The 24,607-nt window shown below is 39.7% G+C and carries 21 protein-coding genes and 1 pseudogene; 18 read left to right on the plus strand and 4 right to left on the minus strand.

Features of this window, described 5'->3' with window-relative positions:
• Window positions 1-150 precede the first annotated feature (150 nt).
• The 5 genes from PBV53_RS01685 (at window position 151) to PBV53_RS01705 (ending at window position 6,727) form a co-directional block, all read left to right on the plus strand.
• A complete protein-coding gene (locus tag PBV53_RS01685) occupies window positions 151-2,178 on the plus strand; it encodes an ATP-binding protein (protein WP_270095449.1) in 2,028 nt (675 codons plus the stop codon).
• 208 nt (window positions 2,179-2,386) lie between these two features.
• Entirely contained in the window at window positions 2,387-3,235 is an 849-nt protein-coding gene (locus PBV53_RS01690) for an EamA family transporter (protein ID WP_270095450.1), read from the plus strand.
• Between the two features lie 133 nt (window positions 3,236-3,368).
• Window positions 3,369-4,703 carry a PAS domain-containing hybrid sensor histidine kinase/response regulator gene (locus tag PBV53_RS01695; RefSeq protein WP_270095451.1) on the plus strand — a complete coding sequence of 445 codons (1,335 nt, stop codon included), beginning with the start codon at window positions 3,369-3,371 and terminating at the stop codon, window positions 4,701-4,703.
• 24 nt (window positions 4,704-4,727) lie between these two features.
• Window positions 4,728-4,976, plus strand: coding sequence for an ATP-binding protein (locus PBV53_RS01700; protein ID WP_270095452.1), 249 nt, complete (start codon window positions 4,728-4,730; stop codon window positions 4,974-4,976).
• A 236-nt stretch (window positions 4,977-5,212) separates the two neighbouring features.
• A complete protein-coding gene (locus PBV53_RS01705) occupies window positions 5,213-6,727 on the plus strand; it encodes a catalase (RefSeq protein ID WP_270095453.1) in 1,515 nt (504 codons plus the stop codon).
• A 169-nt stretch (window positions 6,728-6,896) separates the two neighbouring features.
• On the opposite strand, the gene PBV53_RS01710 is transcribed toward PBV53_RS01705, so the two are convergent.
• The 4 genes from PBV53_RS01710 to PBV53_RS01725 all read right to left on the minus strand — a co-directional run bounded on the left by PBV53_RS01710 (window position 6,897) and on the right by PBV53_RS01725 (window position 12,360).
• A complete protein-coding gene (locus PBV53_RS01710) occupies window positions 6,897-9,041 on the minus strand; it encodes a PAS domain S-box protein (RefSeq protein ID WP_270095454.1) in 2,145 nt (714 codons plus the stop codon).
• A 367-nt stretch (window positions 9,042-9,408) separates the two neighbouring features.
• Window positions 9,409-10,278: a glycine betaine ABC transporter substrate-binding protein gene (locus tag PBV53_RS01715; RefSeq protein WP_270095455.1), complete on the minus strand. Its 870-nt coding sequence runs from the start codon at window positions 10,276-10,278 to the stop codon at window positions 9,409-9,411.
• Window positions 10,279-10,356: 78 nt separating this feature from the next.
• On the minus strand, window positions 10,357-11,187 hold the full coding sequence (locus PBV53_RS01720; RefSeq protein ID WP_270095456.1) for an ABC transporter permease: 831 nt from the start codon (window positions 11,185-11,187) through the stop codon (window positions 10,357-10,359).
• A 3-nt stretch (window positions 11,188-11,190) separates the two neighbouring features.
• On the minus strand, window positions 11,191-12,360 hold the full coding sequence (locus PBV53_RS01725) for a quaternary amine ABC transporter ATP-binding protein (RefSeq protein ID WP_270095760.1): 1,170 nt from the start codon (window positions 12,358-12,360) through the stop codon (window positions 11,191-11,193).
• Window positions 12,361-13,015: 655 nt separating this feature from the next.
• Between PBV53_RS01725 and PBV53_RS01730 the strand changes: the two genes are divergently transcribed.
• The 13 genes and pseudogenes from PBV53_RS01730 (at window position 13,016) to PBV53_RS01790 (ending at window position 24,603) form a co-directional block, all read left to right on the plus strand.
• Window positions 13,016-13,399: a DUF5830 family protein gene (locus PBV53_RS01730; RefSeq protein WP_270095457.1), complete on the plus strand. Its 384-nt coding sequence runs from the start codon at window positions 13,016-13,018 to the stop codon at window positions 13,397-13,399.
• A 303-nt stretch (window positions 13,400-13,702) separates the two neighbouring features.
• Window positions 13,703-14,587: an RNA-guided endonuclease InsQ/TnpB family protein gene (locus PBV53_RS01735; RefSeq protein ID WP_270095458.1), complete on the plus strand. Its 885-nt coding sequence runs from the start codon at window positions 13,703-13,705 to the stop codon at window positions 14,585-14,587.
• 60 nt (window positions 14,588-14,647) lie between these two features.
• Window positions 14,648-14,818, plus strand: a pseudogene (locus tag PBV53_RS01740) (zinc ribbon domain-containing protein); the annotation flags it as partial.
• A gap of 96 nt (window positions 14,819-14,914) precedes the next feature.
• A complete protein-coding gene (locus PBV53_RS01745) occupies window positions 14,915-15,250 on the plus strand; it encodes a DUF1622 domain-containing protein (RefSeq protein ID WP_270095459.1) in 336 nt (111 codons plus the stop codon).
• Between the two features lie 132 nt (window positions 15,251-15,382).
• Window positions 15,383-15,754 (plus strand): class II SORL domain-containing protein, encoded by a 372-nt coding sequence (locus PBV53_RS01750; protein ID WP_270095460.1) that lies wholly within the window; start codon window positions 15,383-15,385, stop codon window positions 15,752-15,754.
• A 282-nt stretch (window positions 15,755-16,036) separates the two neighbouring features.
• Window positions 16,037-16,489 (plus strand): hypothetical protein, encoded by a 453-nt coding sequence (locus PBV53_RS01755; protein WP_270095461.1) that lies wholly within the window; start codon window positions 16,037-16,039, stop codon window positions 16,487-16,489.
• Window positions 16,490-17,289: 800 nt separating this feature from the next.
• Window positions 17,290-18,039, plus strand: coding sequence for an ABC transporter ATP-binding protein (locus tag PBV53_RS01760; protein ID WP_270095462.1), 750 nt, complete (start codon window positions 17,290-17,292; stop codon window positions 18,037-18,039).
• Entirely contained in the window at window positions 18,018-19,241 is a 1,224-nt protein-coding gene (locus PBV53_RS01765) for a SufB/SufD family protein (RefSeq protein ID WP_270095463.1), read from the plus strand. Before PBV53_RS01760 ends, PBV53_RS01765 begins: the two co-directional genes overlap by 22 nt.
• Before the next feature lie 212 nt (window positions 19,242-19,453).
• Window positions 19,454-20,365 carry a glycine betaine ABC transporter substrate-binding protein gene (locus PBV53_RS01770; RefSeq protein ID WP_270095464.1) on the plus strand — a complete coding sequence of 304 codons (912 nt, stop codon included), beginning with the start codon at window positions 19,454-19,456 and terminating at the stop codon, window positions 20,363-20,365.
• A gap of 77 nt (window positions 20,366-20,442) precedes the next feature.
• A complete protein-coding gene (locus PBV53_RS01775; protein ID WP_270095465.1) occupies window positions 20,443-21,573 on the plus strand; it encodes an ABC transporter ATP-binding protein in 1,131 nt (376 codons plus the stop codon).
• The gene (locus PBV53_RS01780; RefSeq protein WP_270095466.1) at window positions 21,566-22,234 is read left to right on the plus strand and encodes an ABC transporter permease; all 669 of its coding nucleotides are present in this window, start codon (window positions 21,566-21,568) and stop codon (window positions 22,232-22,234) included. The genes PBV53_RS01775 and PBV53_RS01780 overlap by 8 nt, the downstream gene beginning before the upstream one ends.
• A complete protein-coding gene (locus tag PBV53_RS01785) occupies window positions 22,228-22,839 on the plus strand; it encodes an ABC transporter permease (protein ID WP_270095467.1) in 612 nt (203 codons plus the stop codon). The genes PBV53_RS01780 and PBV53_RS01785 overlap by 7 nt, the downstream gene beginning before the upstream one ends.
• Before the next feature lie 282 nt (window positions 22,840-23,121).
• Window positions 23,122-24,603 (plus strand): hypothetical protein, encoded by a 1,482-nt coding sequence (locus PBV53_RS01790; RefSeq protein WP_270095468.1) that lies wholly within the window; start codon window positions 23,122-23,124, stop codon window positions 24,601-24,603.
• Window positions 24,604-24,607: the final 4 nt, after the last annotated feature.

Genomic DNA, 24,607 nt, shown 5'->3' on the forward strand with positions numbered 1-24,607 from the left:
TTTTTCTGTGTTTTTGTGATTCTATTGATAGGGTTATAATAAGAAAATACTATATATGGGGCATTATTTATATTAAATAAGAACGATTAAGTTTTGGGGGCAAGTATTTTTGTGTTACTGGTAAATTTACTACGTTGCAGGGGAGTGTACATGGAATTTGAAAATGATCAATATTTATCACCCCTAGTGGATTCTTTAATTGCTGGCATTGTGATCATTGATCTGGAAACTCATGAAATAATTGATGTGAATGCTACAGCTGCTGAGATGATCGGTAGACCAAGAGAACAAATTATTGGTCATACATGTCACAAATACATCTGTCCTACAGAATGTGGAAAATGTCCAATTAGTGATATGAAGCTAACTATCGATAGATCAGAAAGTGAACTGTTGATCGAAGGTGACAAAAGAATTCCCATTTTGAAAACTGTAACGTTGGTAAATAAAAAGGATTGTCAGGTTATTGTCGAAAGTTTTATTGACATCTCAAGTATAAAGAATATAGAATCACGCCTTGTGAAGAAGCTTGAAATTGAAAAAGCAGTATCTTCTATTTCCTCTTTGTTTGTTTTTTCTGATGATATTGATCTTAATATCGATAAAGCTCTTGAGGATATTTCCAAAATATGTGAGAGCTGTCGAAGTTATATTTTTCTGTTTAATGATGATGGAACTACGATGGATAATACGCATGAATATTGCAAAGGGGGTAATTCATGCCAAAAAGAAAACCTTCAGAATCTTCCTTTAGACATGTTCCCTTGGTGGATGAAAAAACTCAATAATGGCGAATCAATTTGCATTAGCGATGTTTCAGCTTTACCCGAAGAAGCAGCGGCAGAGAAAGAACTCCTTGAAATACAGGATGTAAGATCATTGCTTGTTTTCCCCATTCATATGAATAATAAGCTTGCTGGGTTTATCGGTTTGGACAATGTGGTTGATATTGGAGAGTGGGCAGAAGAGGACATTAGCCTTTTACGTATGGTGGCCAACATTATCGGGGCCAGTCTTGAGCACAAACAAGCAGAGAGGGCACTTAAGGCTAGTGAAAATAAGTACCACACGCTAGTCGAAAAAGGAAACGATGGAATTATCATTCTTCAAGATGGTCTAATAAAATTCGGGAACCAAACGATAGCGAGTATTACTGGCTTCTCTATTGAAGAAGAACTCGAAAAACCGTTCATTGATTTTATTCTACCTGAATACAAAGAAGTGGTACAAGAAAGGTATATGAAGAGATTGAATGGGGGAGAGGTCTCCACTAATTATGAGATCGAGATAATCTCAAAGGAAGGGGGGAGAATTCCAGTGGACGTAAGCCCATCTGCTATCGAATATGAAGGTAGGCCAGCAGACATGGCAATTATAAGGGATATTACTGAACGCAAGAAAGCAGAGAATGCAATAATGCATGCAAAACTTGTTGCAGAAACTGCCAACCAGTCCAAGAGTGAATTCCTCGCAAACATTAGCCATGAATTGAAGACACCTCTAAATTCGATAATTGGTTTTTCGGATGTGATCTGCAATGAAAGTCATGGCTCTTTGAATGAATATCAGAGAAAATACATGTCTAATGTTCTTAGTAATGGAAAACATCTTTTGAATATTATCAATGACATCCTCTCTATCTCAAAGATAGAAGCTGGCAAAATGGAACTTCATATGAATGAATTCTTTGTATCTGATACTATTAATGAAATAAAAGAATTGATGGAACCTATTGCATCAGTAAAAAATATTGACATGAGCTATGGAATTGACATTGGAATGCCTGCTATAAAAGCAGATATGATCAAATTCAAGCAGATAGTTTACAATCTCGTGAACAATGCCATTAAGTTCAGCTATCAAGGGGGAGCAGTGAAGGTCGGAGGGAATATCTCAGATGACTTCATGCATATTTCTGTAAAAGACCATGGCATTGGCATTTCAGCAAAGGACCAGGAAAATTTGTTCTATCCTTTTTTTCAGGTGGAATCTTCAGCTACTAGAAGTTATGGGGGCACTGGTCTTGGTCTTTCGATCGTTAAGAAATTTGTTGAAATACATGGTGGTGAGATCTGGGTTGATAGTGAAATTGGAAAAGGAAGTACGTTCACATTTACAATGCCAACCGCTCCTCTGAATTCGAACCTTCAAGATATCAGTATATCATTTGATGAATAACCATTTTTACCTTTTTATTTCAGTACAGGACCACTTTCCACTTATTTTCTGTGAAGAGATTCACAGTAGTTTCAACAAGCTCTGCATCTCAAAATAGTAGTTCATATTGTTGCTGAACTAATTAACAGTATTTTGCCCATACAGAAAAGTAAGGATATAAATCCAAGCAGATCTAATATAATATAGTTATTCTCGGAGAATCAGATCTATGATACCTGTCGAATTCCTTGTGGTTTTTTTTGGTCTCATGTCAGCTATGTGCTGGGGTGCCGGAGATTTCAGTGGAGGATTTGCATCAAAACGTGCAAATGTCTATAGTGTTGTTCTGATAACCCAGATAGTTGGTATTTTCCTTCTTGCATTTTCAGCCCATTTAATGGCAGAAGAGATGCCACCTTTTGGTGGTATGGTCTGGGGTGTTGTTGCAGGAGTTTTCATAGGCATTGGGCTTCTGGCCCTTTATCGTGGTCTTTCACAAGGTAATATGGGTTTTGTTGCACCCATTTCAGCAATAGTAGCAGCTTCTGTACCAGTCATCTACGGCACTTTTTACGAAGGACTTCCTGCTGCTCATCAAATGGTAGGCTTTGCTTTCGCACTTGTAGCAGTCTGGCTCATTGCTAGTGGAGGAGATGGGAATCGTAAAATTGAACGCACCGATCTCATACTTCCACTGATCGCTGGGATGGGTTTTGGATTATTTTTCATATCCATCGACAAGGTTAGCGATACGGCTGTACTCTGGCCTCTTACTGCTGCAAGGATAGCAGCAGCTATAACATTGATCATATTTATAGCGCTGAAAAAGCAGGTCTATATCCCACCCAAAAGTGTCTTTCCTATCATCGTCATTGCCGGGATCTTTGATACAGGAGGAAATACTTTTTTTGCTTTTGCATCTCAGGCAGGTCGACTTGACATAGCATCTATCACTTCTTCCCTCTACCCTGCAGGGACAGTGTTGCTTGCATGGGTTATACTCAAAGAAAAGCTTTCTTCAAAACAATGGTTAGGTTTAGCTGCTGCTTTGATTGCGATCATATTTATCTCAGTTTGAAATTGTATGCCAACTTAATTCTACATTTTCTTTGAAAATTACAAAATATATTCAATATTATGACGACTACTATATATAATATAAATTTATTTATTTCATATTGAAAATATGACCTGTTGAGAGATAATAAAAAATGAATGGAATAGAAAATGTTCTGAGTAATTTATCTGCCGAAGAATCTTATAATATTCCAGCTGAATCGTTTAAAAATCATGGGGTCTTAAATTCTATTTTTGAGAATCTTCCTCTTATTCTGATCCTTATCAATAAGAAGGGCAGAGTTGAAAACATCAATCAAGCTACTTCCATTACATTAGGAAAGGAAAAAACGGATAGTATTGGTCTTCTTGGTGGTGAATTATTTGGATGCATGAATTCGTTGAAAGATGAAGGATGTGGGAAAAACAGAGAATGCTCAGAATGTACTGTGCGAAACTCTGTAATGTACACTTTTGAGACAGGTGAGAACATTTACAAAAAGGAAGGTGAATTGGAAATAATTACCAATGGCCGGTCTGTAACACTTCATCTTTTAATTTCAACGCTCCTGATAAAACAAAACAATGAACCAATGGTTTTGCTCACTGCTGATGATATTACAGAACAGAAGCTTGCTGAAAAGGCACTAAAAGAAAGCGAGATCAAGTATAAGGAGTTGGCTGATTCCTTGCCCCAAACGGTTTTTGAAACTGATTTACAAGGAAATATCATATTCGTCAACCGTTATGCATTTGAAATGTTTGGTTACACGCAGGAAGACTTTTCCAAAGAATCAAATATTTATCAGACGCTAATTTCTGATGATCTGGGCAGGGCTAAACTGAATCTAGAGAAGGTCGTGTGTGGAGATGATCAAGGGTCTAGCGAATACACAGCTCTGAGAAAAGATGGCAGTACATTTCCTGTCAGCATATATTCAAACAGAATTTTTCATAATGATAGAACAATAGGCATTAGAGGAATACTCGTAGACATCACTGAACGCAAGCAAGCAGAAAAAGCAATGTTCCATGCAAAACTTATGGCAGAAACTGCTAACCGTACCAAATCTGAATTCCTCGCAAACATGAGTCATGAGCTACGCACGCCTCTTAATTCTATCATCGGCTTCTCACAGTTGCTAAATAGCAATCCTTCCGGTAATCTGAATGAAAAGGAAACTAAATATTCATACAATATTATGGATAGTGGTAAACACTTGTTGGACCTTATCAATGACATTCTTGAGATCTCAAAGATCGAAAGTGGGAAAATAGAACTTGAATGTGAAAAGTTTAGTTTATCTTCCTTCCTTTGTGATGTGGAGAATATAATTAAACATATGGCATATACTAAGAACATTGAAATTTGTAATCAGTTTCGTTCTAAAAGTATTGAAGTGTATGCTGATAGATTAAGGATGAAACAAATATTGTATAATCTACTAAGTAATTCCTTGAAGTTCACACCTGAAAATGGTTGCATATAGATAAATGCTGTCAATTGCGATAATATGTTGGAGATATCTATATCGGATAATGGTATTGGTATTCCCGAAAATAAACACGATGAAATATTTGATACATTCAAACAGGTGGATTCTTCGATTGCCAGAAGTTATGGTGGCACTGGTCTTGGTCTTGCAATTGTCAAGAAATTTGTTGAAATGCATGGTGGCGAGATCTGGGTCGAAAGTGAAGTTGGAAAGGGAAGTACGTTCACATTTTCAATTCCAATGAATTCTGAAAATACATCTTTTTAATTGATCTTAATTCGAATGTGACTGTCTTTAGCAGACAGCATTTATTTTTTGTAAAGGAGACTAAATACCTAATTATATTCCTCAACACGCAGATCTCTAAAAAATGTGAATCTATTTATAGTCGAATAACAAGATTATTCATGGGGTTTGGTGGGCATGATCAAGAATTTGATTTAGTTATTACTTGATCAGTTTCTTCAATATACCCTATCTATAAAATCGAGGAGTGAATTTTAATGAGTGATGAAAATACTTCCAGCTTAACTACTGCTTTTGGAATTCCGGTGGGGGACGATCAGAACAGCCTCACGGCCGGAGAACGTGGTCCAGTTCTCATACAGGACGTTCACCTTTTGGAGAAACTTGGTCATTTTAACCGTGAACGCATCCCTGAGCGTGTTGTGCATGCAAAAGGTGCAGGTGCTGGCGGCTATTTTGAAGTGACTGCCGATGTGACCAAGTACACAAAAGCCAAATTCCTTTCTGAGATTGGTAAACGTACTGAAGTTTTTGCCCGCTTTTCCACTGTAGGTGGGGAAAAAGGTTCTGCCGATGCAGCAAGAGATCCACGTGGTTTTGCCATAAAGTTCTATACCGAAGATGGAAACCATGACCTTACTGGTAACAATACACCTGTGTTCTTCATTCGGGACCCTTTAAAGTTCCCTGATTTCATTCATACACAGAAGCGAAATCCTGCCACAAACTGCAAAGATCCAAACATGTTCTGGGACTTTCTGTCTCTTACTCCAGAATCAATTCATCAGGTCACGATCCTCTTTTCAGACAGGGGTACACCTGCAACCTTCCGCAACATGAACGGATACTCAAGTCACACTTACAAGTGGTACAATGATGATGGGGACTACTTCTGGGTGCAGTATCATTTCAAGACTGACCAAGGTACAAAGACCCTTACCCGCGAGGAAGCAGAGAAATTGAGCGTTACAGATCCTGACCATGCTACAAGAGACCTTTATGATGCTATTGATAGGGGAGATTATCCTTCCTGGACCCTTGAGATGCAGATAATGACTCCGGAACAGGCCGAAGAATATCGTTTTGATATCCTTGATATAACCAAGGTCTGGCCACATGGTGACTTCCCGACCATCAAGATCGGTAAAATGGTCCTTAACAGGAATCCTGCCAATTACTTTGCCGAAGTGGAGCAATCTGCCTTCAGTCCCGGTAATTTGGTACCAGGAATTGATATTTCTCCGGATAAGATGTTGCAGGCCAGGGTATTCTCTTATCATGACTCCCATGTTCACCGTCTGGGTCCCAACTACCATCAGATCCCTGTGAATGCTCCTAAGAATGCCCCAGAAACCAGCTATCAGCGTGATGGGTTCATGCGAATTGATGCCAATGGAGGCGGCGGACCAAATTACTGGCCTAACAGCTTTGGTGGTCCTGCACCAGACCCTGATGCTCTGAAGCCAGCATTCGAAGTATCCGGTAAAGCAGACCGTACGCCTTATGTTCACCCCAACGATGACTTTGTGCAGGCAGGTAACCTGTATCGTGACGTTATGGATGATCAGGCTCGTAAGAACCTTGTGGGTAATATCGTGTCCCATCTCTCAGGTGCACAAAAACGCATTCAACTCAGACAGACTGCTATATTCTTCAAAGCCGATCCAGATTATGGTGGCCGTGTGGCTGAAGGGTTGGGTCTGGATATAAAGGAAGTTGAGCGTCTCGCTAATATGACACAAGAAGAGCGTGCAAAAGCTACTGAAAAATAAAACCTCATTTAATGAAATTTTAATGTTCCACCGTAGAATTATAATAATCTGATCTTACAGTGGAATTTATATCATTTTTTTCATAGTTTATATCTAAATTTATATAGCTATTTATCTGATGTGTACATTTTTAGATATGTTAATTTGTTCGTGACATTCGTTGTTCAGCTTAGAGATCAGCCTTTTTCAGAGTTACCCAGAAAACACTGCCCTGACCTTCTGGATTGTTGCTTACTCCCACATCACCCTCATGTAGTTCCATGATCCTTTTCACGATTGCAAGGCCAAGACCTGTGCCCTTAATGTTGCCTTTGTTAACACGCTTGAACCTGTCAAATACCAAGGGCTTATCTTCATCTGCAATTCCTTCGCCTGAGTCGGTTATGCTTATTTTCCAGAATTCTCCTTGATTAGCAACATCAACTATTACTTTTGTTCTTTTCGGGCTATATTTTATAGCATTTGATAGAATATTTGCAAACACATCTTCTACCATGGGGTCAGCTTTCACAAAATAAGGCCCGTGAAGATCGAGTTCAATTGACATTTCTTTTTCATCTGCCTGTTTTTGAATATACATGGCAGATGATCTTAACATAAATTCCAGATCAAAAACCTTTAAAGTTATTTCATCTGATTCTTCCAGCATTGAGAACTTCGATGCTTCCTCTATCATTATTATCAATTTTGAGGTGACCTTTTTCAAGCATTTTATTTTAGTGACTTTATCAGGATCTTTTTCCGTTTCCAGTAACACACCAACATATCCATTTATAAAGCTTATAGGATTCATCAGATCATGACGCATAATATCAGCAAAAATGGTCTTAAGTTCATTCGAACGCTCAAGCTCTGCTGCATATTTTTTCAGCATATCCTCATCTTCTTTTCTCTTAGTGATATCACGGATCACTCCACCATAATAACGACCATGTTTTGAATTCCAGCTTGATAGTGAAAGTTCAATTGGTATCTCAGAACCATCTTTTTTCAATCCCTCTATCTGAACAGTTAGGCCAGTTATATCTGACCCATTGAATTTATTTTTGTGAGCTTCCCTATATCTTTCCGGGATAAATGTCAAAAGATGAGCACCTATTGTTTCATCCCTATCATAACCGAATATTGATTCAGCCCTTTTATTCCAGTAAACGATCTTTCCTTTGGAATTTACGATCATAACTGCATCATGTGCAGATTCGATAACGGATCTGAAGCGATCACTACTTTCCTTTACTATGAACTCGTTTTCAAATATGCTTTGAGCAGTTCTCTTCAACATAAAAAAGTAAAAGGAACACAATAATACGAAGAGTAAAATTGACCTTATTATTAACCGTTTCAAATTTTCAGCGAACAGGTTTCTTTCTGCTGTGATATCCTGTCTGATCAGCATGAAACCTACTTCATCGCCTGAAGCATCATTTAAGGTCATTGATGATGTATGCCATATAGTTTCATTATCTACTATTTCAAGAGAATTACCTTTCGTTATAGCTTCCTCTAATTCGATGGGCTGTTCAAAAGCAGTCGATAAAGGAACTGTGCCATAAATAATAACTTTTGAAGAATATCGGTCCCAATCTGCTTCACGGTCTAGTTTTAGCATCCCATTTTCCCAGTTATTTCTATCAAGAGAATCCTTGTAGATAAAAACGGTCAACTCAGCACCCGTATTTTCTGAGATAGAGTTGAGAATGTCCTCAATTTCTTTTCCAAGCTCAATGTAGCCGATCAATGTTCCATTAGAATACACAGGTTTTATAGCCCATAGGGTGAAAAATCCCAGTGAACCAAGTTCCAGTCCAGTAACAACATTCCCTGTTCTTTCAGCTTCAAGTAGAGTAAAACGTTCAATGGAACCTCCTCTCTTATCAGGCATATGGACCCTCAGCACATTCACCCTATCAGGACCCTGATAATAAAAATGGGATATATTATGGACCTGGGATAGTCTATCGTACAAATTCTGGGAATTTAATAAAAGCGTATCAGGATCTTGCTTTTCCAGAGCATCGATCAAAGGTTCATTTACAGCGATCCAATTCAATTCAGTAACCATTTTTGAAGATTGTTTCTCCAATGTTGTCTCATAATCATTCTGAACGAGATCGATTGTTTTTTGGATCCCCTCTTCTATTTGCTGATCCTGCTGCCACCATAGTAAAACTGAAAAGGAAGCGATCAATATCAATGCTGTAAGAAGTAATGGGATTAATAATTTCCATATAATTGGACTCGAAGATGGGACTTTGTCTAATGGTGATCTTTTTTTGTCACTTTCCTCGACTTCATTTCTATCACTTAAGACCATATTTTCCCATATACATAATTTGAAAGCTAATTAATATAAGTTGTATAATATATTATATAAATCATATGTATGCGAAAATTAGCCTTCTGTTCTGTGCAATACAAAGAATGTAGACGGCTTTTGTGTTTTTTAAAGCTTAATGTCTGGTTTTTTTCGCTTGAAGCTTATAAACAGGAAGCTAGTGAGAATAAATTAAAAACAAATCAAAAGTAGGATTTCCATTATCAGTGAATTGTTTGGGGTTTAATGGTAATTTTATCCAAGTAAAAAATAGAGCATTTAATAATAGTGCACTAGCTTAAAAGCAAATACATGAATTAATAGTTCTGTAGAGGTCCTCTACAATAAAAAAGAAATGAGAGAGAAGTTATAACTCTTCTCCCAGCCATTCGTTTACCTTTTCAGGATTATTCTCTATCCATTTTGCTGCTGCATCCTCAGGAGCCATTCCATTCTCCATATCACTCATCACTGACTGTATATCTTCATGGGTCCAGTGGAATCTTGTGAGTACATCATAGACCTCTGGCATATCTTCTTCAAGGCCTATACGGGCAAGGGTCTCTACATTATCTGCTTGACCAAAGGCTCCTTCTGGATCATCAAGGTACTTCAAGTCCCAGCGATCAAATGACCAATGTGGTGACCAGAGTGTAACAACGATGGGTTCTTCATCATCAATAGCTTTTCGAAGCTGTGCGTTCATGCCTGCGGTACTGCTTGAGACCAGTTTGTAATCCAGACCATAGGCTTCGATAGCATTTTCGGTGTTCTGCATGATACCTGCCCCAGGGTCGATACCGATGATCTCTCCGTCAAACATTTCCTTGTTGTCGTTGAGTTCTGCTATAGAGTCTATCTCTACATATGCTGGTACAACAAGTCCCAGAGGTGTGTTCTCAAGGTTTTTTCTGACACTGACTAACTGGTCTCCATACTGATTCCAGTAGTTTTCCTGTGTCACGGGTAACCATGCGGATGTTGTGAAATCGAAATCTCCCTGTGCGACTCCCAGATAAAGGGCGCCTGCATCCACTGCAATGATCTCAACATCATAGCCCTTTTTCTCAAGAACCTGCTCGATCACATTCGTGCTTGCTATTTCGCCGTCCCATAGAACATATCCTACAGTTACTTCCTTTGATTCAGTTCCATCTTCCTGCTGGACACATCCTGCACCAACAAGGCTTATTGCAATTAGCAATACCAGCAATAACGATTTTATTTTTCCATTCATTATATCACAAACACTAATTTTTTTTATTTATGGGTAATATGCGGTATTTCCGCAATAAAAAGTAAAGAAGTGTGCATCTCATTTTGGTGTGAGATGCTGCGTGAACCTGTCAAGTATGATCGCAATGATCACAATTCCAAGTCCTGCTTCAAATCCCTGGCCTATATCTACTCTCTGAATTCCGATGAGTACCTGATATCCCAGACCTCTTGCACCGATCATGGCAGCTATTACAACCATTGAAAGGGAAAGCATTATGCACTGATTTACACCGGCCATTATGCTTGGCAGAGCAGTTGGAAGTTCCACCTTGGTCAGTTTCTGCCAGGGTGTTGATCCAAATGCGTCTGCGACCTCAGTAAGTTCCTTAGGCACCTGCTGAATTCCCAGGGTGGTAAGTCTGATCGCAGGAGGCATTGCAAAAACAATCGTTGCAACAAGTCCCGGAACATTTCCAAGCCCAAAGAATATGACTGCAGGTATAAGGTAGACAAACGATGGCATCGTCTGCATCAGGTCAAGCAGCGGTTTGATCACGTGGTATGCAAATTCATTCTTTGCTGAAACGATTCCCAATGGTATTGCGATAAGCAATGCAAGGGATGCCGATGTGAGTACAAGGGATATAGTCTCCATGGATAGTACCCATAGTCCCATGTTCTCTATCAGGAGCAAGCCAAATGTACTTCCTATCGCAAGTTTTAGATCCTTCTTGCCGATGAAATATGCAGCGATACCAATTATCAATGCAAATACAATGGGAGGAAATAAGAGCAGGGTATCATTAAGGCCGGATATTATGTAATCCGTTACATCGCTAAATATATCCAGCAATATTCCAAAATCATCTTCGATCCAATTGACCACTTTTTCCATACCCTCGCCTATCGGTATTTTTGGTATAGCCATTGATCACACCTCCTCGATCGTAAGTGCACCAAGTACACTTCCCCTTACAATTACTCCAAGGAGTTTTCCATCATCCTTTGTAACTGCAATAGGTGAACTGTTTTCTATTATCGGTATAAGTTCGTTCAAAGGTGTATCTGGGTTAGTAGCTGTGACATCGCTTGTCATGACGTCCTTTATGGTCTTCCCAGCCTTTGAACCACTCACTGCATCATCAACTGAAACTATGCCTTTCAGATGCTTCTCTCTGTTCACGACAAATATGGATGATATGCCATGTTCTCTCATCAACTGCAGGGCTACCTTTGGACTGGAGTTAATTGATATCACGGGATCGGCACGTTTCATGACCGTTTCTGCAGTGAGTATTTTTGTCCTGTCCACGCCTGCCACGAACTTCGATACATAATCATCTGCAGGTTCTGTAAGGATATTTTCTGCAGTGCCGATCTGGGCTATCTGGCCATCATGCATGATCATGATCCTATCGCCCAGTTTTAGGGCCTCATCGAGATCATGGGATACGAAAACGATCGTTTTCTGCATCTTCTCTTCCAGTGCGAGCAATTCGTCCTGCATCTCGCTTCGTATAAGGGGATCAAGAGCACTGAAGGCTTCATCCATCAGCAGGATGTCAGGATCAGTTGCAAGGGCCCTCGCAAGTCCGACCCTCTGCTGCATCCCTCCACTGAGCTGGGATGTTTTGCTATCTTCATAGCCCTTAAGGCCAACTGTCTCGATAGCTTCCTTTCCTTTAACATCTCTTTCTTCTTTTGATATGCCCTGTATCTCAAGACCGTATGCAACGTTATCAAGGACAGTTCTGTGAGGAATGAGTGCAAAATTCTGAAAGACCATGCCCATTTTTTTCCTGCGTATCTCTCGCAGTTTTTCAGAATCTGCTGTGGCCACATCCTCACCATCGAGAATTATGTTTCCGGCAGTTGGTTCTATAAGGCGGTTTATACATCGCAAAAGAGTGGATTTTCCTGAGCCGGAAAGGCCCATTATTACAAAAATCTCACCTTCATATATATCAAAATTGACGTTATAAAGTCCAACGTTCTGTCCGGTCCTTTCAAAAATTTCACTTTTTGATAATCCGGTTTCGATAAGAGAAAGTGCTTTCTTGGGTTTTTTCCCAAATATTTTAGTTAGGTTTCGTACTTCAATTTTTTTTTCCTACTTAATATTAAAATCTCCAGTTAACATTGGATACTAGCCCAACGCTGGGTAAAACAGATTTTAGGTTTAAATTAGAGTAGCTCTAATCAGTGAAACCATGTGTTATAGTATTTGTGGCTTAAATTTGGTTGGATATTTTTAATAGAATCTGATAGATAGTGAACAAATACATTTATAATCCGTGATAAATAGAGGTCTGATCATTTCATCTGAGATTCCATTGTCATGCAGTAAGAGTTGTTTTCCTACTGTAGACAATGGTTGTATTACTGATCATTTGAGTTTAATTTCATGGATAGCTGTTGTAGTAGATGACACTTGCAAGTCGTTGTTGTCAAGTGCAAGAATATATCTTTCAACTATTCAAGGCATCAATTTGTGAGCAATTGAACCAACTACAGGGATGTCGATAGTATCACCTTCTATGACCGGTGCACCGTATGTCTCTTTCTTCTTGATATCGTGAATGTCTGCTGCCGTAAGAATTCAATAATTATATAAATATTTAATAACAAAAAGTCCCTTGTATATGTTTGTACCAGATACACAACTTAATGGACGAAGACACGTGTTCATTATCTGTAATTGATGATGTAAAGCGAGATCCACTCCGTTCTATATGTTAAATGGATAAAGGGATGAAATGAAATATTCAAAGACCGTCCAGAAAGGGCTGGACTATATTGCAACAATATGTGCAACTGAATTATCTCCACTTGAGATCAGAACATTGTTGTCCAAAACAGTGACAAAGAACTATGATGTAGTGCACGATGTAATGGAAGCCGCCAGAACGGAAGGACTTGTTGAGAAGAGGGATGGCACTTACCATTTCTGTCATGAATCACATGCCCTGGAATTCTACAAACCTAAAATAGTTTTCAAAAAAGAAAGCAGTAAATGTCGATGTTGTGGCAGGTCCATGAATGAATGCTGGTATATCGAACTAAAGTCTGGAATAATTGGTCCATACGGTTCTAAATGTGTCAGAAAGCTGTACCTCGAACATTTATTTGAAGATGAATGATCTTCAATTATTTTTAAGTGGGTCTAAATTGATTCCATGTCACCTTTTTTTGTGAAGGCTTTGCTATACACAATGGATGGTCATTAATGGGTCAGATTCGAAGTTCATAATCGTTGGTGCAAGGAGACCACCCATTTCAATCTCGCATCAAATCGAAGATTTAATGGGAGTTTAATTTCATGGAAAACATCCAGATCAATCTGGATGTCTTGCAGTGTAACTGCAAAATGAAACAGGTGGATGAATTGCACCGTCCCTCCTTGTGTCGTTATTTTTTTAAAGTTTCGAATGTAATATATGAATATGGATAGAACCATCAAACTCAAGCTGGAGATGCCGAATGAAGGCAAAGAAAATCTCAAGCAGACAGTTGTACTTTTCAACCACGTTTTCAACGAGGTTGCGTCGTATGGTTTTAATAATCATACACATAGCAAGGTATCTATCCATCACGCTACTTACAAAGACATTAGAGAACTGCACCCTGAACTCCCGTCTTCGCTGGTACAAGGTGCTCGTGATGTTGCGTGTGAAGCTCTCAAAGGTGTTAAGCTTAAGAGGCTTCCACAAAGTCATCTTTTTTCTGCAATCAGATACAACAAGAGAGTTATCCGTATTGTTTTCGAACATGGGTATGCTACAGTTGCATCGGTCAATGGCAGAGTTAAGGTTTGTTTTACAATCCCCAAATACTATGAACAGTATCTCGGATGGGAAATTCGAAGTTCTGCTCTGAATTATGATAGCAGAAACGATTTGTTCTATCTGCATGTAACACTTCGAGCAGAATCTCCTAAACCATCTGGTAATACTGTTCTTGGTATTGATCGAGGAATTGTTAATGTCGCAGTTTGTTCCAATAATGTCTTTTTCAATGACAGCGGGGTCAAGAATACAAGAGCTAAATATGCATATCTGAGGAAGGAAATTCAGTCCAAAGGCACCAAATCTGCTAAACGTCTTCTTAAGAAGATCAGCGGAAGGGAAAGACGGTTTGTGACTGATGTTAACCATCATATTGCCAAAGAAATTGTCAATATGCCCTTTGATGTGTTTGCTCTTGAAGATCTTACAAGTATCAGAGTCCAGAAACGCAGAGGAAAGAACTTTAACAGGAAACTCAACAATTGGAGTTTCTACCAACTTGAACAGTTTATCCGCTATAAAGCGGAAGCTCTGGGCAAGTAGGTTGTCTCGGTTGATCCCAGATTCTCTAGTCAGAAGTGTTCCAAATGTGGACACACTTACAAAGGGAATCGGGATGGTAGTTCTTACCGTTGTCGTAGTTGTGGATTCCAGATACATGCTGACCTCAATGCTGCTCGAAACATAGCTCAGGCGGGTATATCCTGCCTGAGTAGGCTGTCTGTCAATCAGCCGAATGTAGGGATGAGTGCTGTACAGGGTACAGCGCAGTGATTTACTTACAAGCCACCCATTTCAATGGGTGGTAATTGACTAAACTTTAAGTAGAAATAGCAAAATATTCTTAATTATTAGTAAGTGGGGAATTAAGTGGATACATATACGATCGTAGAGATCATCTTAAGATCAATTGCCAGCTTATTCACGATAGTGGGAACGATCTTAATAACATATGGTGGCTTTAGATCAACTTATAAGCTGATCATGCTTGAGATATTTAAGAAACCATATGAATATAATGAGATCCGAAGAGATCTAACTAATAGAATAATATTCGGACTCGAGTTTTACATAGCAGCTGACATTCTTGAGACGGTGTTAGCTCCCACAACTGAAGAACTTCTACTTTTGGGTGCAGTCGTAGGTATCAGGACTGTTTTGGGATATTTTTTGGGCAAAGAAGCAAAAGAGTACCCTTTGGATTAAATCAATAGAATGTTTTCAAAACAATGAAATGAAATGAGATTCTGAATCTTCTTTGATCTGATGATCCTACCAACAATAGCATATACCTAAGTTGTTAATGAAAAATGGGTATTATAGTTAAAAGGTGATAACATGAGTTTTAAAAATATTTTAAAAGGGGAATACACGGAAGCTGAGAATGTGATGCTTGAAAAGCATGTTCCAACTATCGTTATCCTAAGTGGTCATGGTGGAGATGGAAATGACTTCGTTCGGGTTATCGTGGGCAAAGAGGTTGCGCATCCAAACACAATTGAACACCATATCGCATGGATAGAACTCTATGGTGTGAAACAGACAGGAGAGTCAGTAGATCTTGGCAGGATGGTCCTGAGTCCAGGTAACACTAGACCAGACGTTAGCTTCAAGATCGAACATATCGAGGAATTTAAGTCATTCTGTGCACTTGAATACTGTAACATTCATGGTGTATGGGAAGGAAGTCTGGACATAGCTGATATCTGATCAAGTCCAGTTTCATAGCAAAAGTTATTTTGTTGATTTTTCAGGATGACCCTTGATAAATGTAAGATAATTTACATTTATTATTCTTCATTTTAATACTTTTTTTAGATGAAGTCGAAAACCTTTTCTATAAGTAATTTGATTTATAACTTCCACAATAATATCACTGGGGATTAAAAAAGAATGCTACACTTCGAACTACGCAGACATTTTCTACTAATTTTCATCATTCTTTGTTTAACTGCCCTTATATACAGCAATCTTCCTCTTGATAGTGACCCAATGAACATCTCCGTACAACAGGAAAACCAAACGATCGAGGATATCCTGTTCGATGAAATATCCCTGGCACTTGATGGTTCTGAGGTCCGTATAACCGGAGTGAACTATTATGAAAATATCAATTCTATTGTTATCGGATTTGAAAAAAAGTGGTTTTATACTAATCCTGATCTAAAAGAATGTATGGTTGATTCTGTTCTCACAGCCACTTCAGCAATAATCACACATTCGGAAGATTTAGCCGGTAAAAAGATCGTTTTCACTGGAAGTGCAATAAAGCGGAATGGAATGGGGGATCAGAATATGGTGAAGATATTCCAGACCGAAATAGCATTTGATGATGCTCTTTATGTTGATTGGGAGGAGTTCAACGGTCATGGGGGAGAAAAGGAGCTTAAGAATGCAAGTTTCGAATATGTGTGGTGGCACTCTGATCTTTCAACTGGAACATAAGATATGAAGTTGTCTTTCTGACATTTTAAATTGATCATAAAAATAGGGTCAATTTAATATCTTATTTTATACTGCATCAATGATAATCATCCCTACCAATTTCACTTACCCAGATGTTCTCTGTGACATCTCTTTAATTTAATTAGCATCTTACCCACAAAAATTCGGATCTTATTTTTGATCAGTGAATCTGTTCATTCCAACGAATTTGAAGACCATCACTCCAAATAGACTGGTTACAATGAGAAAAAGAACTCTTTCTGAAATTGAAAATGGTGTAAAGTTCGTCAAGAGCGTACCGGTTACCAAAGTGTTGTGAATTTTTACAAATGTACCCAAAGCAAAGTAAGATAATATTATAGTCCCAAATATAGAATATTCAATTTTCATGTACGGTACCCCCATCAATAACTTCATGTATATTATTATCCAATTGATAACTTCAACATGCCACACAACAGTCCCTAAAATTTGTCTAATGCATTATAAACATTTCGATTTTATATTGTTCGATATTTTCCTGAAATTCTGACCAGTTAAAAATTAATAGTCTTTGATCTTGAAAGATAAATTATATATCTTATCGAGCGCAATTTCACACCGTTAACAACTATTCAAAACCTTTATGTTGAATATGTTTTAAGTCTATACCGTAATTAATATCGATAGACGTAAGTATTAGACATGTATTCTGATTTGCAAAGCGGTCTATATTTATTATCTGTTAACAATCTACGAAGTCTGGAAATTCTTATACTTCAATATGAAAAAGAGATCTCTTCAAAACGATCGGAGGAAATATGCTCGAGATAAAAGATCTTACAGTAGAGATTGGCGGAAGGATAATCCTTAACAAGGTCAATCTCAAAGTGGAACAGGGCAGCACGACTGTCCTTTTTGGCCCAAATGGTGCCGGCAAATCTGCCCTTCTCATGACGCTTATGGGATTTAGCGGTTATGATATTGTAGGTGGGCAGATACTGTTCAAGGGAGAAGATATCACCCATCTTTCAGTAAATGAAAGGGCTGAGCGTGGTCTTGGGATCATGACGCAGAGACCACCCAACCTTACCGGTGTAAAACTTAAGGATCTGGTTCAGGTCATAAACAATGATCACAGCCTTGACACAGAAGCTGCTTCTAAGAAGCTGGATATGGAACGCTTCATGGACAGGGATGTTAATGTCGGTTTTTCCGGTGGTGAGATCAAAAGGTCTGAACTGTTGCAGCTTTCCGCACAGAACCCATGCCTTTACCTGCTCGATGAACCGGAATCCGGTGTGGATCTTGTGAGTATTGAAAAGATCGGAACGACCATCGATGAGATGCTCTCAAGCAGATCGAAATGTTCCGTCGACCATCGCAAGAGAGGAAATTCCGCACTTATTATAACACATACAGGTCAGGTTCTCGATTACGTTGAACCGGATGTGGGATACATACTCTGCAATGGTACTGTCATGTGCAGAGGCAATCCACGTGAAATGCTCAAGGAAATAAAAGCACAGGGATATCAGGAGTGTATAGAATGCAAAGTGGGACATCTCTAAAGGAAAGGGCTGAGAAGGCCATTGAAAAATCTGCAATGTACGGAGAGGATTACGACCTTAACGAATTCGAGGTTGCTGCAAAGGAAGTGCCACAAACAGAGGATCTTGAGGACCTTGATGATGAGTTCAAGCAAACACTTCTGAACGTTGGTGTGTTGACTGATGATAAGGAACGCTCAGGCAGTTTCCTGATGGTTGATAACGCAGTTTCCCACTCTTCACTTAAGGATCCCAACATTGAGTTGATGTCACTTCATGAAGCCATGGAAAAGCATGATTGGCTCAAGGATTATTCCTGGAAGCTTGTTGCGGTGGATGCTGACAAGTACACCGCAAAGAGCTATCTTGAAAATGCTAACGGATATTTTATCCGTGCACCTGCCGGACAAAAAAGCTCCATGCCTGTACAGACCTGTCTTGTGATGGGTCATAAGGACATTGCACAGACCGTTCATAACATCCTTATCGTGGAAGAGGATGCAAAGCTTGATGTTATTACTGGATGTACCACCAAAAAAGGTGTTGAAAGAGCAATGCATCTTGGTATCTCTGAAATATATGTCAAGAAGGGTGGTGTTCTGAACTTTACCATGATACACAACTGGGCGGATGATGTCAGTGTCAGACCAAGGACAGTTATCCATCTGGAAGAAGGGGCATCGTTCGTTAATAATTACATCCTTTTAAAGCCCGTAAGGTCCATTCAGTCCTATCCGACTGCAATACTTGATGGTGAAGGAGCATTTGCAAGGTTCCATACCATAGCCGTTGCTCATCCTGGCTCAGAGCTTGACCTTGGCAGCAGGGTTCTGTTCAATGCACCAAACACAAAGGCTGAGCTGATCTCAAGGACCATCACAACAGGTGGTAAGGTCATCGCAAGAGGTGAAATGGTGGCAAATAAACCGCATTGTAAAGGTCATCTCGAATGTCATGGTCTTGTCCTTAAGGATGGAGGTACACAGCTTGCCATTCCGGTCCTTGAAGCAAACGTAGCAGATGTGGAACTTACTCACGAAGCCGCTGTTGGAAGGATCGCCAGAGAACAGGTCGAATACCTGATGGCACGCGGTCTTTCAGAAGAAGATGCAGTGGGAATGATCGTCCGTGGTTTCCTCGACGTTGGTATTACAGGTCTTCCTGAAGAGCTGGCAAAGGATATCGATGACACTATTGCACAGATCGGGAAGGAGGCTGTTTAATAAGCAGCCAGTTTCTTTTTATTTATATGTTGGCTCTTCAAGAGTCTTTCATTCTTTTTTTTCTGATCCTTTGAAATTATCGCTGAAATGAATTGAACTCTTTTTATTATTTTTAAGCAATTGATGAATTTTTGGTTGATGCATAGTGAAAATGAATTACTAACAACCAAATGTATAAATATTCTAAAGTTCACTTTGTAAAGGGGTATAATATGAATTGGAAAATTCTACTTGCAACATTTGTTGCTTTAGCTGTTATCCTTAGTGGATGTACAGAACCTGCTTCTGATGATACAGAAGTAGAGAAGGGAACTGTGGTCATAGGTTCAAAGTTGTTCCAGGAGTCATACATTCTGGCTCACATGGTCGGTATAATGCTTGAAGAAGCAGGATATGAGGTTGATGTGAAGGAAGGCCTTGGAGGCACTTTCGTAAACTATGAGGGTCTGAAACAGGGCAGTGTGGATGTATATGTTGAATATACTGGTACTGTATACAGCCAGATACTTGAAGAGCCTGCTCTTGAAGTGTGGGACCCTGAAGTCGTTTACCAGAAAGCCGAAGAAGGTCTGAAGGAAGATGGAGTACTGGTCATAAGCGATCTTGGTTTTGAAGATGCCTATGCACTTGCAGTAAAAAAACAGTGGGCAGAAGAGAACAATGTTGTTGTTATCAGTGATCTTGAAACCTATGCACCTGGTCTGATAATCGGTACTGATCCTGAGTTTGCACTTCGTGAAGATGGTCTTCCACGCATAAGCACTCTCTATGGATTTGAGTTCAAAGAGGTAAAGCCAACAGTTGCTACACTCATGTATGAGGCGATCAAACTCGATGAGGTAGATGTCATCTCAGCTTATACTACAGATACAAGGAACGAGTTATTCGATCTTACGATCCTGGAAGACGACATGAACGCATTACCACCATACGATGCGATCGTTGTAATGTCTGCTGAATTTGCAGAAGTAAATCCGGATGCTGTTACGGCTCTTGAGAAGCTGGATGGTCAGATAGACACAGAGACCATGAGAGGTCTTAACTACCAGTTCGATGTCGATAAGCGTGAAGCTGAGGACATTGCAAGGGACTTTTTAATAGAGACTGGATTGATCGAGGGGTAATCCCCATCGATTCATTTAGTTCACGTTCATCTTTATTTTTTTATAGCTGAAAAACAGCTCTTAAAGTGAGATCTATTATGCCATCCAAAAGGTTATTCGACAGGATCGATTCGATACAGCTTCGCGGTGTGACGAAGAAATATGATGACAGGTTTGCTATCAATGATGTTTCTATTGATATTGAAGGTGGGGAGCTGGTCATTTTCATAGGCCCCAGTGGGTCCGGGAAGACCACAACACTCCGTATGATCAATCGTTTGATAGAACCCGATTCAGGGACTATTCTCATCAATGACCAGAATGTCATGGAACTTGAGCCGGTTGCCCTTCGCAGGAACATAGGTTATGTCATACAGAGCATCGGTCTTTTCCCTCACATGACCATTGCCGAGAATATTGGTCTCGTAGCTAAGCTGGAAGGCTGGAATGAGAAAAAGATCAAAGACAGGGTAAAATACCTCCTTGATTTTGTTTCCCTTCCGTCTGAGATGTTCATGGATAGGTATCCTCATCAGCTAAGCGGTGGACAACAGCAAAGAGTTGGACTCGCAAGGGCACTTTTGATGGACCCTCCTCTTTTGCTCATGGACGAACCCTTCGGTGCACTTGACCCGATCTTAAGGAAACAACTTCAGGAAGAGTTCTACCAGATAAGGGAAAAACTGGGGAAGACCATAATATTCGTGACACATGATATCGAAGAAGCTTTCAAGCTCGGTGACAGGATCGCGATAATGGACGATGCGAAACTTGTTCAGATAGGCACTGCTGAAGAATTGATATTCCATCCTGTAAACGAGATGGTGGCAAGCATTGTGGATTCCGGTAAGAAGTTCAAGCACCTTGATACATTGAAAATAAAGGACCTTATATCCCCTCTTGAGTGCATGTATGTCCACGATGGATCCCTTGATATTGAGAGTGCTATCAGTTCCATGATAGAGAAGAACATAGAGATCGCTGTGGTTTCTAATGGTTCGGGTCCGCTGGGTATTGTAAAGCTTATTGATCTATTGCGTATGGAGGATAAGGACAGCAAGATAGCAGATCATGTTGTTGAGATCCCTTCATTTTCCAGAAATGAACTGCTTTCATCCTCACTGAAAATAATGCAGAAGAATGGTCATTCGATGGCCTTTGTCATGACCGATGAAAAACTAAGCGGATTCCTGTTTCCAAATGATGCTTTCAGTCAGGTAATTGGATAAGGAGCATAAAGGGGTTGATTCTCTGTTATTGTCTGATCTTATTGAAGTCTGGGAAACGAACTCATTGACATTACGTACGATCGAGCATCTGACGATGTTCGGCATTGCCATAGTTCTGGCTTCCATCATAGGTGTCTTTCTTGGCTTGTTCCTTTACTCCAGACCAAAGATAGCACATCCCATGCTCAATCTTTTAAATCTTGTAGAGACCATACCCGATATTCCATTATTGGTTCTGCTATTGCCTATATTTGGTCTTGGAAAAGAACCTACCATTGTGGCATCAGTACTCTATTCCCTTTTACCCATTACACGAAATACCTATACCGGTCTTAAAGAAGTGGATCTCAAATATGTTGATATCGCACGTGCAATGGGACTATCCGAAAAGGATATTTTGTTCAAGGTCAGGATACCTCTTTCTTTACCTATGATCGTCGGAGGTTTGCGTATAGCTCTTGTTTTTACCATGGGTGTTGTAACACTTGGTGGCCTGATTGCTGCAGGTGGACTGGGTGCAGCTCTCATTGCCGGGATCCAGCTCTATAAGATAAACACGATCCTGGTAGTCGGTTTCTGGACAGGTTTGCTCGCTGTCATCTTTGACGGGCTTGCCGGAATGATTGAGAAACGCCTTCAGAGGAGGTATGGTATATGGTAACTCTTGAGTCGATACTCAGCCATACTGCTGACCACCTGGTATTGGTGGTTATGACACTGATCATAAGCATTTGCATATCCATGCCTCTTGCATTTGGTTCACTTTACAACAAGCGCTTTGGTTATGTGGTGACCAAGTTTGCAAATCTTGCACAGGCGGTCCCAAGTTTTGCAGTTGTTGCTCTCGTTGTCCCTCTTATGGGAATTGGCTTCTATCCTGCCGTGGTGGCGATATTGCTGCGTGCTTTGCTTCCTATAATTAAGAACACTTATATCGGGCTTTCAACGGTCGATCCGTCAATGCTTGATTATGCGGACGGTATCGGGCTGAACGAGTGGCAGATACTTCGCTATGTTCGCCTGCCAAATGCTTATCCCGCTATCTTTGCAGGTATTAAGTTCGCTTTCATCCTCATCAACAGCATTGCTATTCTAACGGCGTATATTGGAAGTGGTGGCCTTGGAGAGCTAATATTCCAGGGACTTGTTGCATTCAATAATGAGAAGATCCTCGCAGGTGCTATTCCGGCTATTCTGATAGCGATAGCATTTGATATTATATTTACCAGAATAGAAAGAAAGCTCACACCGCATTACAGAAAATGAGCTTTTAAGATAATCCTTTACTGGCTCTGTAGAAAACCTACCAAAATCAACATATATAAGCTGGAATTGGAATTATATTCCAACATCATATAACACATTCCATATTTTTTTCAAATTTAATTAGTGTCCGAATATCGAGGATTTCTACAGAGCCTCAATTCTGACAACTCTTAAATGAAAAGAATATAATCATTTTTTAATATAAAATTAGTTACACCAGAAAGTTTATTTTAGATAAAGATAGACCAATCATATTGAAAATAATTTGGGGGTAATTGGATTATGAAAGCCTTAGGCGTACTTTTAGTTAGTATTATGTTATTATCAATAGTAATTGTATCTCCTGCCCTTGCACAGATGGGACAGAGCAATATGATGGGGGAAATGCGTGGTGAACAATTTGGACATATGGATAATAGATTTACGGGATTCGAAGAGAATACCCTCTTGCAGATATCCAACATGTTCGGTGTTCCAGTGGAGAATATCATTTTTGATATGGGACTTCCAGAAAACACTGACCCAAGTCTGACAATTGGTGAAATTGAAGCTGAATATGGAGTGTCAGGTGATCTGGTTGCCAATTATATGGTATTGCATATGGGCAACATGCCTACATCTGTAAATTCAAGAGGATTTGTCGAGATGAGGCAGCAGGCCATGCAGGGAATAAGGCATCAGGGAATGACACAAGGGCTTAATTTCATGATGCAGGGTCACTCAGCATTTGGAAATTATACAACATTCACTTTTGACGAGTCCGGGGAGATATTCAATTTCGCCTTATCTGGTGATGTTATTTTTGATTCTATCAAAGTCTCTGATTTTGATTATATATCCCAGAATATTCGGGGTTCGAACGCTGCATACATTGGAAGTTCAAGTCTGATCAATATTCATGACAACCCAATGGCAACCATGCAGGTCAGAGCAATGGATGATAAAACGGTCGTTTTCGATCTGGCAGATGGTGTTGAAGCAAGCATAGACAACGAGGAATTAAATGGAGCAACTATCATAAAGATCACCAAGAACAACTTTCAAGGATTCCTGATAGCAAGTCCTGATTTCATGAACAGTGATCAACAAATATCCGATATTGATATTAGTCTCACAGATGAGGCCATAAATGTGGATCTTGTTGAGAACAGCCTCGTAATGTTCAGAGCTACAACAATGTCCCCTCAGTTTCATCAGACCATGTTCCAATATTCAAGTCAATCATTGGGAATGCATCAAATGATCAATAATGGGATCGCTATGGGACGGGTAGGTGCAGAGATAACTATGCATGATGGCGGAACCTCGATGTCCTTCCTGAACTACACACCAGTTAATGTCCAGGTAAGAGAGGCCAGACAAAACCGCCTGGTATTGGGAGTATCATCAGAGCTTAAAGAGGGACAGGTAATTGCCATACACATGGATGAAAGAACCATGGACTTCACCGAATCAGACCGTCTCAGATTACGGTATGATGGAGTTCCACTAAGCTGCACAAATAACATTGATGAGCTTTTCGAAGGTGGAGATCAGCCGCTTTGCTACTACTTGCAGGAAAATGATACAGCCTCCATGCTCGTGCACATGCCAGAGTTTTCAGAACATGAGATCATAATTGAACTGGAACCTGAATCAGAATCTGCTGAAAATGAAACTGAAATTGCTGATGAAACTGAGGATGCTGAACCCATACCAGCATTTGAGGTATTATTTGCAGTAACTGCTTTAGGAGCTGCATACAGCCTGAAGCGTAGATTATAATGTT

It is taken from the genome of Methanococcoides alaskense (assembly GCF_027594145.1).
In the GTDB taxonomy this organism is placed as follows: Archaea; Halobacteriota; Methanosarcinia; order Methanosarcinales; family Methanosarcinaceae; genus Methanococcoides; species Methanococcoides alaskense.